Annotated in this window: 10 protein-coding genes and 1 pseudogene; 5 read left to right on the top strand and 6 right to left on the bottom strand. The window is 47.5% G+C overall.

What is annotated here, in order from left to right; genetic code table 11:
• Positions 1-249: 249 nt before the first annotated feature.
• The 6 genes from AB4Z45_RS03900 to AB4Z45_RS03925 form a co-directional block, all read right to left on the bottom strand.
• On the bottom strand, positions 250-1,920 hold the full coding sequence (locus tag AB4Z45_RS03900; protein WP_441907994.1) for a ribulokinase: 1,671 nt from the start codon (positions 1,918-1,920) through the stop codon (positions 250-252).
• A gap of 14 nt (positions 1,921-1,934) precedes the next feature.
• Positions 1,935-2,630, bottom strand: coding sequence for an L-ribulose-5-phosphate 4-epimerase (gene araD, locus AB4Z45_RS03905; RefSeq protein ID WP_441907995.1), 696 nt, complete (start codon positions 2,628-2,630; stop codon positions 1,935-1,937).
• A gap of 162 nt (positions 2,631-2,792) precedes the next feature.
• Positions 2,793-3,905 (bottom strand): GntR family transcriptional regulator, encoded by a 1,113-nt coding sequence (locus tag AB4Z45_RS03910; protein ID WP_076268853.1) that lies wholly within the window; start codon positions 3,903-3,905, stop codon positions 2,793-2,795.
• A 142-nt stretch (positions 3,906-4,047) separates the two neighbouring features.
• Complete coding sequence (gene galU / locus AB4Z45_RS03915; RefSeq protein WP_441907996.1) at positions 4,048-4,962, bottom strand: UTP--glucose-1-phosphate uridylyltransferase GalU; 915 nt, start codon at positions 4,960-4,962, stop codon at positions 4,048-4,050.
• Positions 4,963-5,050: 88 nt separating this feature from the next.
• Complete coding sequence (locus AB4Z45_RS03920) at positions 5,051-6,442, bottom strand: HAMP domain-containing sensor histidine kinase (RefSeq protein WP_441907997.1); 1,392 nt, start codon at positions 6,440-6,442, stop codon at positions 5,051-5,053.
• Positions 6,439-7,113 carry a response regulator transcription factor gene (locus AB4Z45_RS03925; protein ID WP_441907998.1) on the bottom strand — a complete coding sequence of 225 codons (675 nt, stop codon included), beginning with the start codon at positions 7,111-7,113 and terminating at the stop codon, positions 6,439-6,441. Before AB4Z45_RS03925 ends, AB4Z45_RS03920 begins: the two co-directional genes overlap by 4 nt.
• A 155-nt stretch (positions 7,114-7,268) precedes the next feature.
• Here AB4Z45_RS03925 and trxB point away from each other — a divergent pair, with 155 nt between their 5' ends.
• The 5 genes and pseudogenes from trxB to AB4Z45_RS03950 all read left to right on the top strand — a co-directional run bounded on the left by trxB (position 7,269) and on the right by AB4Z45_RS03950 (position 14,269).
• Positions 7,269-8,210, top strand: coding sequence for a thioredoxin-disulfide reductase (trxB, locus tag AB4Z45_RS03930; protein ID WP_076268899.1), 942 nt, complete (start codon positions 7,269-7,271; stop codon positions 8,208-8,210).
• 237 nt (positions 8,211-8,447) lie between these two features.
• Positions 8,448-10,394, top strand: a complete 1,947-nt coding sequence (locus AB4Z45_RS03935) for a glycoside hydrolase family 13 protein (protein ID WP_441907999.1) — start codon at positions 8,448-8,450, stop codon at positions 10,392-10,394.
• Between the two features lie 1,576 nt (positions 10,395-11,970).
• A pseudogene (locus tag AB4Z45_RS03940) lies at positions 11,971-12,090 on the top strand (LacI family DNA-binding transcriptional regulator); the annotation flags it as partial.
• A 48-nt stretch (positions 12,091-12,138) separates the two neighbouring features.
• Positions 12,139-12,870: a hypothetical protein gene (locus AB4Z45_RS03945; protein WP_441908000.1), complete on the top strand. Its 732-nt coding sequence runs from the start codon at positions 12,139-12,141 to the stop codon at positions 12,868-12,870.
• A gap of 121 nt (positions 12,871-12,991) precedes the next feature.
• Positions 12,992-14,269, top strand: a complete 1,278-nt coding sequence (locus tag AB4Z45_RS03950) for an MFS transporter (RefSeq protein ID WP_441908001.1) — start codon at positions 12,992-12,994, stop codon at positions 14,267-14,269.
• Positions 14,270-14,277 lie beyond the last annotated feature (8 nt).

Here is a 14,277-nt window from a genome sequence, read left to right on the forward strand (position 1 = left end):
ACCTACCATCTTCCTTCATTCCCGTACTCTCCTTTACTATTAAGATCGCTTTCAAAAGCTGTCTACATTCTTCTGTCTCTTTTTTATAAGTCCGACGACCTATAATAACATTCGTTTCTGTACAAATTCTGTACATTTTCGACAAGATTAGTGGGAAAAGCTAGAAATTAATAAAAAAAAAACGACTTCCTCGCATAATTAAATGCTGGAGTCGTTTTTTTGGTATATATATGATTGAATAATAGCTACCTAAGCTTGCTCTTCTTTTATAACCTTAAGGCGTTTCATTACATCATTTGCGCCGCGTCCGTAGTAGTCGTGCAGCAAGTTATATTCCGCATACAGCTTCTCGTAAACTGCAACGTTTGCCGGAATCGGCTTGAACGTTTCTTCGCGTACACGAGCCATCTTTTGAGCCGCATCAACAATGCTGTCGAAACCGCCCTTTGCGGCACCAGCTGCTACTGCTCCAAACATCGCTGCACCAAGTGCAGGCGTTTGCTTGGATGCTGCGACCTTGATCTCGCGATTCGTTACATCTGCATAAATCTGCATAAGCAGCGCGTTCTTCTGCGGCAATCCGCCGCATGCGTACAATTCATTTACTTCAACCCCGTTGCTGTGGAACGCATCGACGATTTTGCGTGTGCCAAATGCCGTTGCTTCAAGAAGGGCGCGGTAAATTTCCCAAGGCTTCGTTAGCAAGGTGAGGCCTACAATGGTACCTGTCAAATCCGTATCTACAAGAACCGAGCGGTTTCCATTCCACCAGTCAAGCGCCAGTACGCCGGATTCGCCAACATTCAGCTCGCTGGCTTTGCGAGTCAAATAAACATGTACATTTTCGCCAGCCTGCTCTGCCTCTTGAAGCACGTAGGCTGGAACAGATTCCTCAACGAACCATTCAAAAATATCACCAACCGCTGATTGTCCCGCTTCGTAGCCAAAGTAACCCGGAATGATGCCGTCCTCAACGACGCCGCACATTCCTTCCACTTCCTTCTCTTCCGTTCCGAGCAGCATGTGGCAAATCGATGTGCCCATCGCCATAACCAGCTTGCCTGGCGTAACGACGCCAACACCCGGCACCGCCGCATGTGCATCCACATTGCCAACCGCGATCGCCGTGCCTGGCGCAAGTCCGATGCGTGCAGCCATATCAGGCAGCAATTCTCCAGCCTTCGAGCCAAGCGGTACAACTTCGCCGCGCAGCTTCGTTTCTGTCAGGTTTTCTAAACGAGGATCAAGCGCTTTGAAAAAATCCTTGCTTGGATAGCCCTCTTGCTTATGCCACATGCCTTTGTAGCCGGCCGTACAGCTGTTGCGAACAATATTGCCGGTCAATTGGCCAATAACCCAGTCCGTTGCTTCAACAAATTTATCTGCAGTTTCATAAATGTCCGGTGCTTCATTCAAAATCTGCCATGCTTTGGCCATCATCCACTCTGATGAAATTTTGCCTCCATAACGCGGCACCCACTTCTCACCGCGCTGCGCTGCCATTTCGTTGATAAGGTTAGCCTCATCTTGTGCAGCGTGATGCTTCCACAGCTTCACCCAGCTATGCGGATTATCCTTGTAGGCATCCTGTACACATAGCGGATTCCCTTCTCCATCGATGGGGAGCATTGTACATGCTGTAAAATCGATGCCTAAACCGATGACATCAGCAGCATGGATACCTGATTCCTTCATTACCGCAGGAACCGACAATTCCAACACTTCAATATAGTCAAGCGGATGCTGAAGCGCCCAGTCATGCTCAAGCTTAATGCCAGATACCGGAAGCTTCTCATCAATAACGTGGTGAGTATACGGCGTGACATGCTCCGCTACCTCGGCACCGTTAGATAGATCCACAAGAACAGCTCGGCCCGATTGCGTGCCGTAGTCTACACCAATTGCGTATTTTTTGCTCATTATCCGAATCCTCCTTATTTTTGGCCGTAGTAGGCGTTCGCTCCGTGCTTGCGTAAATAGTGTCGATCCAATAAAGCTTGATCCATCGGCTGAACATTCGGGTTAAGCTGATACGTATGAAGAGCCATCTTCGCCACTTCCTCCAGCACAACCGCATTATGAACGGCGTTATGCGGGTCTTTGCCCCAGCAAAAAGGAGCGTGGCTGTTTACGAGCACCGAAGGCACTTGGTTTGGATCGATATGGTTTTTATTGAAGGTTTCAACGATGACATTGCCCGTTTCCAGCTCATATGCGCCGTTGATTTCCGCTTCTGTCATCGCGCGTGTGCAAGGCACCTCGCCATAGAAATAGTCGCCATGCGTCGTGCCAAGCGATGGAATAGAGCGCCCCGCCTGTGCCCAGCTTGTCGCCCAAGGCGAATGGGTGTGTACAATTCCGCCTATCGAAGGAAACGCTTTGTAGAGCAGCACATGAGTAGCCGTGTCCGAGGAAGGTCGAAGATTTCCTTCAATCACATTGCCTTCCAAATCTACGACAACCATCTGCTCGGCTTTTAACTCCTCGTAAGGAACGCCGCTTGGCTTAATAACTGCATAACCAGACTCTCTATCTACACCGCTGACGTTGCCCCAAGTAAATGTAACCAATCCGTACTTTGGAAGATCCATATTCGCTTCCCAAACCGCATGCTTCAATGCTTCTAACATGACCACTTATCGCTCCCTTCAAGCTCACATTTCTATGCTGATCCGCATTCACTTATACGGACATTGCCATAGAATATCTTTGCTTTATTATAAGTTGTACGTACAAGTGTGTCACGTCTTTTTTATTCATCCATTTAAAAACATTAACCGTTCAGCAACAGCTTAGCTTTGGGGCGGTCTAGTTGAATCACGTACAACGAGCTGCGGATCATATATTTTATCCTGCGTTTGTCTCCGCTGGTGCTGCTTATCCAGCATACTAAGCAGCAATTCGACCGCATCCGTGCCCATTTCTGTTTTTGGATGCGCAACGGTTGTCAGCTTCACTTCGGTAGCCGTAGCCAGATTCGCATCATCAAAACCGACAATCGAAAGATCCTCAGGCACCGTTAAGCCAGCCTGCCTTACGATATCAAGCATTTTTACAGCCAGCTCATCGTTATAGCAAATAATAGCGGTCGGCCGCTGATCCGGCTCACGCTGCAGCATCGCAAACAAGGCCTGCATCGGCTTGTCCTGCTTCTCCTCCGTCGTATAGCGCAGCAAATAATCCGGCGGAACCGTGTGCCCTTGCTCCCGATGAGCCCGTAAAAAACCGCGCATCCGGTGAACGCCTTGAAAGTCATCCGTCTTAAAAAATCCGGCGATTCGCGTATGGCCGAGCTTAATTAAATGCTCTGCGGCACGATAGCCGCCAAGCTCGTCATCCACGCGCAAGCATGGCGCATCCACGTCGCTGTATCGTTCATTGAGCATAATGTATGGAATTTTGAGCGCATCGAGCGCCAAAAAATAATTAAAGTTCGGGTTGCCCTCCGCGCTCTTCGTCGGCTCAATAATGAGCCCGGTCAGCGGCTCGCGCAGCATCGACTCCAGGCTGTCCTTTTCTTTATCCTTTTCATTATCCGTGCTCGCCAGCAGAAGTCTTGCCCCTACAGCGCGCAAGCTCGATTCAACGCCTCTGACGATGGTCGGGAATATATAATCTGATATATGGGTCGTAATCATCCCGATCGTCATCCCTTGGGATGAGTTTTTCCGCTCCGGCGCAGATTGGTCCGACACGAACGTCCCTTTCCCTTGTACGCGGTACAGCCAGCCCTCCTGCTCCAAATCACCGAGTGCTTGGCGCACCGTTTGCCGGCTCATCTCGAATTGCTTGCCGATCTCATTCTCCGATGGCAGCTTCTCGTGCGGCTTAAACTGCGCTGTGACGATCCAGGATATGATTTCCTGCTTTAATTGCATATATTTGGGCGTTTGCTGTTCCTTCACTTCACACCTCAACTCCGTTAGTTGTATTCCTGTAGTATATCATACGCGAAACTTGTACGTACATGATCTCAAGTTCTAACCATAAAACCGGCCAAGAGACAAAATAAAAAGCCGCTCATTGGCGGCCTTCATTTATCATGGATTAGAACTGCGTTTCCTTCAGCCTCTCCAGCATGTACTTTCTGACCTCATCGCCTAGATCCGCACGCTCTAATGCAAAATCAATCGTAGCTTGTACAAAACCAAGCTTGTCGCCTACATCATGTCTAATACCATCGAACCGATAAGCCATTAAAGAAGAGATATGGTTTAATTGCTGTAAGCTGTCTGTCAGTTGAATTTCCCCAGCTTTGCCTGGCGTCGCTTTCTCAAGCAAATCAAATATGACAGGATCAAGGACGTAGCGTCCAACAACCGCATAGTTGGACGGGGCTTGTCCTTGCGCCGGCTTTTCAATAATGTTGCGTACTAGCGCTACCTGCTTATCCCGCTCAATATCAACAATACCATATTTATGCGTCTGATCCCAAGGCACCTCCATCACAGCTACAACAGATGACTGTTCCCTCTCGTACACATCCATCATTTGCCGCAAGCAAGGTGGATCAGCTTTCAAAATATCGTCGCCTAGCAATACCGCGAACGGCTCGTCCGCTATGAAGCGGCGTGCACAAAGCACTGCATGGCCAAGGCCTAGCGGCTCCTTCTGACGAACATAATAAATATCGGCCAGCTGTGATATTTTCCGCACCATCTCCAGCATTTCTTCATTATGACGCGCTTCCAGCTCCATTTCGAGCTCGGCAGATTTGTCAAAATGGTCCTCGATCGCTCGTTTGTTGCGTCCGCTGACGATTACGATACTCTCGATGCCTGAATTTACAGCCTCTTCTACGATATATTGAATAGCAGGCTTATCGATAATAGGCAGCATTTCTTTCGGCTGCGCTTTCGTAGCCGGCAAAAACCTTGTCCCTAATCCCCCAGCAGGAATGATCGCTTTCCGAATCCGCTTCTCCACCTTAGCATCTCCCCCAGCTCTTTGCTTTCTATGCAATCGCTCCTTTTATCATAACGGTTTCACCCTCGTTTTTCCATGTATTCAAAAGCTTCCACTGTCGCTTCTTTCCAGCTTCGTCCCATAACTAAGCAGCTGTTCGTGCAAACGGGAGCTTAATCATAAAGCTTGCTCCAGTAAGCTGGTCCGCACTTGGATCAAGCGCAATGGTTCCGCCGTGAATATGAATGATGGTTTGTGCGATCGAAAGCCCAAGCCCGCTCCCGCCTTGGCTTCTATCCCTTGATAAATCCCCTTTATAAAAACGCTCAAATATTCGCTCTCGATCCTCCTCATGAACGCCTATCCCGGTATCGGTAATTCGGACCACAATGGAGCCATCCTTTTCGGACAAAGACAAAAAGATTTTGCCGTCCTCTGGTGTAAATTTCATGCTGTTGGCAAGCAAATTCATCCATACCTGATTAAGCTGATCACGATCAGCAGTAATTACCGTTTCCTCCATTAACAGCTCAACCGTTTGTCTCTTGGCCATCCACTGCGGCTCGCAGGCAAGCACCACATCACGAAGCTGACGATCCAGTCGATAGGGCTGCGGGTGAAAAGGATGCTGCTGCGAGTCGAGCGATGCCAAATTGAGCAAATTTTCGCTTAGCCGAGAAAGCCGCATGCTCTCTTGCTTAATGATGCTAATATAACGCTCCCGCTCAGCTCCAGTAACCTCCTCGCTGCGCAGTGCTTCTGCGAAGCCGCCAATCGACGTAAGGGGAGACTGCATTTCGTGCGAGACATTGGATACAAAATCCTGACGCATCATTTCAAGCTGTGATAAGCTGAGCGCCATTTTGTTCATGCCCTGGGCAAGCTCACCTAGCTCATCGCCGCGTCTTGCGGGCAGCCGTACACTGAAATCCCCCTGTGACATTCGCGTCGCAGCGTTCGTCATCATTTTCAGAGGCCTCACTAAATAACGGGCTACGATTAGAATAAGTACGCTTCCGACGAGCAGCAGCGTAACAAGCAGCGTGACGGCCGTCCATATGAAGTTGCTATTTTGCGGAAAACGATTCGGCTGAACGAACAAGGCCCATCTTTCATTGCCGAATGACACAAGTTTCCCTAAAGCAGGAGGCGAAGGCGGGCTAGCTTCTTCACTAGCATATACATCCAGCCTGACAGAGCTGCCGCCAAATACCTTTCTTAGCTGCTCGAATGTCAGTCGCTCCATAATCAGCTCGCTTCGCTCGCCAGCCCTTACTAAGTAGTTGGAGCTGCTGATAGCGACAATTGACTGCCCTTGCAAGCTTGAGATCTCCTCCAAAAATGCTTGCAAATCTGCCGGCTTCGAGACGGCATAAAGCTGTTCAATGCGAGCAATCGACTTCTCCAGCTGATTGGGCAGCTGCCCCCTTGCATCCCTCTTGAACATTTGGTTTGTGAATAAAAAAGCGACCCCGATGCTAATCAGAACGATAACAAGGAATGTAGCCGTAATTCGAAAGTAAAGGCCGCGAATCATGACCATACCTCCAGTCGATACCCTAGTCCGCGAATCGTTACGATACGGAAACGATATTGCTCCTCGGGAAAACGATCCCGAAGTCTTTTGATATGGACATCAACGGTTCGCTCGTCCCCCTCATAGTCCATCCCCCAGATTTGTTCTATTAGATGATCACGGGCAAAGGTTTTGCCTGGATAGCTTGCCAGCTTGAACAGCAGCTCAAACTCCTTAGGCGGCAATGTTACCTTCTCGCCACCAGCTGACATATGGAAGTCCGTTCGATTCATGAGGACATCGCCGAACTCTACCGTCTGCGAAGCGGTAATCCGGTATCTTTTGAGCAGCGCCTTAACCCGGGCTATAAGCTCCGGCGGATCAAAGGGTTTTACCATATAATCATCCGCACCAAGCTCAAACCCCTTCACCTTTTGCGAGGTTTCTCCCTTTGCAGTCAGCATGAGCAGCGGAATATCATAGCTCGCTCGCAGTTCCGCGCAAAGCGCCCACCCGTCCATGCGGGGCATCATGACATCAATAATCGCAAGATCTGGTCGTACCACGCCCAGCTTCTCTAATGCGTCTATACCATCTATAGCTTCAATGACCTGACAGCCTTCTCTTTTTAGGAAAAGAGCTACCAGCTCGCGAATGTTTGGATCGTCGTCTGCAACTACGATTTTGGGCATTTTGTTCTTCCTCCAATTAGACTTATGTAGTTATGATTTCAGCATACATGACCAACATGAACGTTACATGAACGATATTGACTTTAAAGCTACATTATAATAATTTTAAAGTAGGATTTATTATTCAACGGAATTTTGAATGGAGGATATAGATGATGCATAAAACAATTATTATTGGTACAGGACCTGCCGGATTGACGGCTGCCATTTATTTGGCTCGCGCGAACATGGAGCCGCTCGTTATTGAAGGGTGGCAGCCAGGCGGCCAGCTTACAACAACAACAGAAGTAGAAAATTTCCCAGGTTTCCCTGATGGTATTTTGGGCAGCGAGCTAATGTCCAACATGCGTAAGCAAGCACAGCGTTTTGGTGCAAAATTCAAAACAGGCTCTGTAAAAAGCGTCGACTTCAGCAAACGTCCCTACACGCTTGACGTGGAAGGCATTGGCGAGCTGCAAGCCGAATCCATCATTATCTCTACAGGCGCTTCAGCCAAATACCTCGGCATTCCGGGTGAGCAAGAAAATATCGGTCGCGGCGTAAGCACATGTGCAACTTGTGATGGCTTCTTCTTCCGCGGCAAAAAAATTATTGTAGTAGGCGGCGGCGACTCCGCAATGGAAGAAGCCGTGTTCCTTACTCGCTTCGCTTCCGAAGTAAGAGTAGTTAACCGTCGCAATGAGCTGCGCGCATCAAAAATTATGCAGGATCGCGCTCGTGCGAATGACAAAATCGTATGGAGCCTAAACCGTACACCGCTTGAAGTTGCTGCAACGGGCATGGGCTTGCAAGGGTTGAAGGTGCGCAATAATGAAACGGGCGAGGAAGAATTGCTTGAAACAGACGGCGTATTTATTACGATCGGCCACACGCCTAATACTGGCTTCCTTGGCGGTCAAATCGACACCGATGAGCAAGGCTACATTATTGTAAAGCCGGGCACTTCCGAGACGAACATCCCAGGCGTATACGCTTGCGGCGACGTTCAAGACCGTAATTACCGCCAGGCGATTACCGCTGCTGGAAGCGGCTGTATGGCTGCTCTGGATTGCGAGCGCTACTTGGAATCCCTAGCGCATGAAGCGGTTAATGCATAATTTTTTTTCAAAACTAGACTAGTACAATACGTGCAAATTATGTATAATAAAAGTGTTGAGATTTACAATAGAAAGGCAATGCTACCGCAACCATTTGTTCGCAATATGCTTCGCGTGAGCGGCGCCTGAACGTGTTATGGGAGAAGGTACAACCTCGGCTTATTATGAGCACAGAGGTTGTGCCTTTTTTCGTGTTTCCATATCTTCTCTCACATCATCCATGAAGGAGCGATAATCATGTTATTAGAAGCTGTTTATCACAGACCGAAGCAAAACTGGGCTTACGCCTACGACGGAAAGACGCTGCACCTCCGCTTGCGTACCAAAAAAGACGATGTTGCTGTAGTTGAAGCAATCGTCGGCGACAAGTACGCATGGGATCAAACGATTACAACGGTCCCTATGCATATTTTCACTTCGGATGCACGATTCGATTATTGGGAAACTTCCGTTATTCCTCCTTTTCGGAGGCTGCGTTATGCGTTCCGCTTAATAAGCGGAGATGAGGCGATTATTTTCTCGGATAAAGGTATCGAGCTTACACTTCCTGACAACTCAAATTCATTTTTTGATTTCCCATATATTAATCCAATCGATGTATTTGAGCCGCCAGCTTGGGTGAAGGACGCTGTCTTTTATCAAATATTCCCTGAACGCTTCGCGAATGGCGATCCTTCGATCAATCCTGAAAATGTGCTGCCTTGGGGCGGCGAGCCTACGCCAAAAAACTTTTTTGGCGGTGACCTCCAGGGTGTAATTGATCACTTGGATCATATTTCAGCACTTGGCATTAATGCGGTATATTTCACTCCGCTGTTCGAAGCAACGACCAATCACAAGTATGATACACAAGACTACATGAAGGTTGATCCGCATTTTGGCACAAATGAGAAGTTGAAGGAATTGGTTGATGCTTGCCATGCCCGCGGCATTCGTGTCTTGCTTGATGCGGTATTCAATCACTCAGGCAAAACCTTCCCTCCATTTGTCGATGCTCAGAAGAACGGACAGCAGTCAAAATATGCGGATTGGTTCTATGTTCGGGAATGGCCGCTGCAAGTGGTGGACGGCGTTCCGACGTACGAAACCTTCGCATTTGAGCCGCTTATGCCGAAGCTGAACACCGAGCATCCTGAGGTGAAGCAATATTTGTTCGAGGTAGCTCGCTACTGGATCGAGGAGATCGGAATCGACGGCTGGAGACTGGACGTTGCCAATGAGGTTGATCATCAGTTTTGGCGTGAGTTCCGTCAGACGGTAAAAGCAGTGAATAAAGACGCTTATATTTTGGGCGAGATTTGGCATGATTCGATGATGTGGCTGCAGGGGGATCAATTCGATGCGGTTATGAATTATCCTTTCACGAATGCAGTTCTTGATTTCTTTGCTTATCAAACGATCGATGCGACTGATTTCGCTAATGCAATTGGATCGCAGCTTGCAGCATATCCGCAGCAAGTAACAGAATCGGCTTTCAACCTGCTCGATAGCCATGATACGCCTCGTCTGCTTACGATCTGCGAGGATAATACGGATGCGATGAAGCTTTCTTCGCTCTTCCAGCTGACCTTCCCTGGAACCCCATGTATTTATTATGGCGATGAGGTAGGCATCAATGGCGCTGGCGATCCAGGCTGCCGCAAATGTATGGTGTGGGACCCAGAGGAGCAAAACCGTGAATTGCTCACGTTCTATACCGACGCAATCGGACTGCGCCACAAGTACAGTGCGCTTCGCAGCGCTGATATTCGCTTCGTGCACGTTGGCGCAGCAGATGGCACCTTGGTCTATGAGCGTCGTGAAGGCAGCCAGCGGCTTCTTATCGCGATGAATGCTCGCGGCGAAGCTGCTGATTTGAGCTTCGCAATTGAAGCTCAGCCGACTGATTGCAACGCTGCTCCTCACGCTGTTGCTTTTAGAGGCTTTGCGAAACCAGCAACTGCAACTGCTGTAAGCGAGGCTTCTGCATCCCCAGTGGCTGCCTCGATCGAAAATGCTAAGGCCGATGCTAGATCGGTTGCAACAGCTGTCATCACCGATAACGGCGCATCGACATGGTCTGTATTGTTATCAAACACTAGCAAATTTGCAGTAAGCTCTTCCTTTGCAAGCAGCAACGACGGCAAGCTTCAATTCACGTTGCCTGCTTACGGCTATGTGATTTTGGAGCAGTCTGCCGAGTAACCAATAACCTTATTTGCTTAGGGCAGTCCAATCGCGGACTGCCCTTCTTTTGGTTGATTCACACGTCCATGTAACACAATAAGCACCTATTTGTGCTTACAGACCAGTAACCACAGCTACTTTCTCGCTGTAAGAACACATACGTGCTTACAGCCTCTTTTTTAACCTTCCGCATACGCCTAATTCGCTCAATAAGCACGTATTTGTGCTTACAGACCAGTAACCATAGCTACTTCTCGGCTGTAAGAACATATATGTGCTTATAGCCTGTTTTCTACCCGCCGCATGCGCCGAATTCGCTCAATAAGCACCTATGTGTGCTTACAGTCCAGTAACCATAGCTACTTCTCGGCTGTAAGAACATATATGTGCTTACAGCCTGTTTTCTACCTTCCGCATACGCCGAATTCACTCAATAAGCACCTATTTGTGCTTATTGATCAGTAACCACAGCTACTTTCTAGCTGTAAGAACACATACGTGCTTACAGCCTCTTTTCTACCTTCCGCATGCGCCGAATTCACTCAATAAGCACCTATTTGTGCTTACAGACCAGTAACCATAGCTACTTCTCGGCTGTAAGAACATATACGTGCTTAAATCCTGTTTTCTACCTTCCGCATACGCCGAATTCGCTCAATAAGCACCTATATGTGCTTATTGATCAGTAACCATAGCTAGTTTCTCGCTGTAAGAACTCATACGTGCTTATAGCCTCTTTTTTAACCTTCCGCATACGCCGAATTCACTCAATAAGCACCTATGTGTGCTTACAGACCAGTAACCATAGCTAGTTTCTCGCTGTAAGAACACATACGTGCTTACAGCCTCTTTTCTACTCGCCGCATACGCCAAATTCGCTCAATAAGCACCTATGTGTGCTTACAGATCAGTAACCACAGCTACTTCTCGGCTATAAGAACACATACGTGCTTACAGCCTCTTTTCTACCTTCCGCATACGCCGAATTCGCTCAATAAGCACGTATTTGTGCTTACAGACCAGTAACCATAGCTAGTTTCTCGCTTTAAGAACACATACGTTCTTACAGCCTCTTTTTTAACCTTCCGCATACGCCGAATTCGCTCAATAAGCACCTATGTGTGCTTACAGATCAGTAACCACAGCTACTTCTCGGCTATAAGAACACATACGTGCTTACAGCCTCTTTTCTACGTTCCGCATACGCCGAATTCGCTCAATAAGCACCTATGTGTGCTTACAGACCAGTAACCATAGCTAATTTCTTGCTGTAAGAACACATACGTGCTTACAGTCTCCTGCCTACCCGCCGCATACGCCGAATTCGCTCAATAAGCACATATACGTGTTACAGCTATTACTACTACTCGTTATCCTCAGAAGCGTTTGAGGAAATCTTTAATAAATTGAGGCTAGACATCTAATTGGCATTCATGCAATAATTACTTAAACGATTAAGTGTCTGCTTTAATCACGCCAATTCCCATTTATAATCCAACAATCATTATCAAGCTTTAGCAAGCTCTCACGATACCAATCGTATTAAGAAGGTTGAAGGAGTTGTATCCCCATTAAAAAAGCTACGCTTAAGGACATTGCAAAGGCTGCTCAAGTTTCTGTAGCTACTGTCAGTTATGTACTCAACAATGTCTCCAATCAGACGATTCCCGCAGAAACAAAATGCCGTGTCCTCGATGCAGCCAAGCAATTAAATTATGTACCCAACCTTGCTGCCAGATCGCTAGTCAAGCAAAAGTCTGGATTGATTGGCATTCTGATTAACAGAGCGGAAAATGAAGGCTTCTGGAAGCAGTTCCGTTATTCTCAGTTTATTAATCGGCTGGAGCGGCTGCTGTCAAATCGCGGCTACCATGTTGTATTATTCAGCTTGGATGCCTCAAGCCCAAATCTCGATATTATCTCGGAACGCAAGCTGGACGGCGTATTTGTTGTTGATGTTAAGGAGGAAAACTTCCACCTGATTTCTAGCCACTTCTCTACGGGCGTCCCTTTAATCGTTGTGGACAGCATGATTGATGATCCCTTATTTTATAAGGTTAATTACGATTATGCCGATGCCTTCACTCATGCATTCGCATCGCTCATACAGCCTAAGGAGAGCTTTTTGATAATCGACAGCTTCAACAATGCAGACCTCGTTAACCATATTTGTACTCATTCAGGAATAGAACGCAATCAAATCCATGTTATGGACGAAGAGCATGACTTAAAGGCATTCCTAGAACACAATTCGGATCGGACCGGCATCATTCTGAACGAATTTGTTGCCATCTTAGCAGCTAAGTACGTTGATCCAAAAAGCTTAACTGTCATTTGCATGGCAGGCTGTCCAGAAATCGCCCCTGCTTCCGCTTCCAAGATATCGTTTGGCGATCGCAAGCCAGAAGAAGCGTTCCAGCTTATGATGCAGCTGCTGAATGATCTGAAGTCTGGCCCTACAAACAAATATGTTCTTGTAAAAGCTGATAAATAAGCAAACGCAGAGTAATCTCTGCTTTTTCTATAACAACTTAAACGATTAAGTTGTCCTCTATATCCTTAATAACTGCAGTTAATTATTAACCAAGTCAACCATTCTTATAGGAGGTTATATTATGCTCGGATTAGCAAAAGAATCAAATGGCAGCGCTCCTAATCTTCAACCGCAAGAAGGTTCTGCTTCATCTCTGTGGAAAAACCGAAATTTCATTGCCGTATTCTCCAGCTACAGCTTATCGCTGCTAGGCAATACCTTTCATAGCATCGCGCTTAATCTGTGGGTGCTGCAAACGACAGGAAGCGCCAAGCTCATGTCCGTTGTACTCATTACCCATCTCGTAATCAGCATGCTGTTCGGTTCCTTCGCAGGCACGATTGCGGATCGCACCGATCGTCGCACGTTAATGTGGGTGACAGATATAATCCGTTTTGTGCTCGTCGGCGCTATCGCTGTACTTGTTTACCTGCCTAATATACCGTTTATTTTTATCGTTATTTTGACTGCCATCGTCGCATTTGCAGGGGTCATTCGAACGCCTGCCTTCCAGGCTTCGCTCGTCGAAATTATTGATAAAGAACAAATAACTAAGGCCGTTGGGGTAATCAATATATCGGATAACATCATCCGAATATCTGGCTTTGCTCTTGGAGGTATCGCTGTTGCCGCATTTGGCGGGGCATTTGCGATTGCTATCGATGCAGTAACCTTTCTGCTCTCAGCAGCGCTGCTGCTCTTCACGGGCAAGTTCCCCTATGCAGCGGTTCGAGATACGCAGAAGGCGCAAACCACCTTTAAAGAGGATCTCAAAGCAGGCTTCCGATACGTATGGACGGATCCATTTGCCAGAGCAGCAGTTATTTTGTTACCGGTAGTTATGTTCTTCTTTCTGTCCACCTTCATGCTCATTCAAGTCATGGCCGTCAATGTATGGCATGCAAAACCTTTTGTATTCGGACTTATGGAGGCGTGCATCCCGCTCGGTTATGTCGTAGGCTCCATACTGATTATTAAGCTCGATACACGGTTAAAAGGCAGAGGAAAATGGATCATTGGGAGCATGATCCTCATGGGTCCTATGTTCATCGCCATATCACTAATGTCATCTGCATTTGCAGCATTGCCGCTTATCCTTCTCGTTGGCTTCCTCTTCTCCTTCAGTACGACGATCATCTTTATCGCACTTCGGGTAGCTATTGATCCTTCGATGCAAGGCAGAGTATTTGGACTCATAGGTGCTCTAACAAGCGTGGCGCCGCCTGTCGGCCTAGCCGTATTTTCAACTCTATCTGATATACACGGACCTGCCGTCATCATAGCGATAAGCGGCGCAGCAATGCTCATTATCGGCTGCATCTCCTACATGTATATGAAGGAGATGCGTCACTTCAACTAAACGAATAG

Source organism: Paenibacillus sp. MCAF9, from assembly GCF_052114265.1.
Lineage (GTDB): Bacteria > Bacillota > Bacilli > Paenibacillales > Paenibacillaceae > Pristimantibacillus.

Coding starts and splice junctions, on each gene's coding strand:
- AB4Z45_RS03900 (WP_441907994.1), bottom strand. CDS start 1,920: ATGAGCAAAAAATACGCAATTGGTGTAGACTACGGCACGCAATCGGGC.
- AB4Z45_RS03935 (WP_441907999.1), top strand. CDS start 8,448: ATGTTATTAGAAGCTGTTTATCACAGACCGAAGCAAAACTGGGCTTAC.
- trxB (WP_076268899.1), top strand. CDS start 7,269: ATGCATAAAACAATTATTATTGGTACAGGACCTGCCGGATTGACGGCT.
- AB4Z45_RS03925 (WP_441907998.1), bottom strand. CDS start 7,113: ATGCCCAAAATCGTAGTTGCAGACGACGATCCAAACATTCGCGAGCTG.
- AB4Z45_RS03920 (WP_441907997.1), bottom strand. CDS start 6,442: ATGATTCGCGGCCTTTACTTTCGAATTACGGCTACATTCCTTGTTATC.
- AB4Z45_RS03950 (WP_441908001.1), top strand. CDS start 12,992: ATGCTCGGATTAGCAAAAGAATCAAATGGCAGCGCTCCTAATCTTCAA.
- araD (WP_441907995.1), bottom strand. CDS start 2,630: ATGTTAGAAGCATTGAAGCATGCGGTTTGGGAAGCGAATATGGATCTT.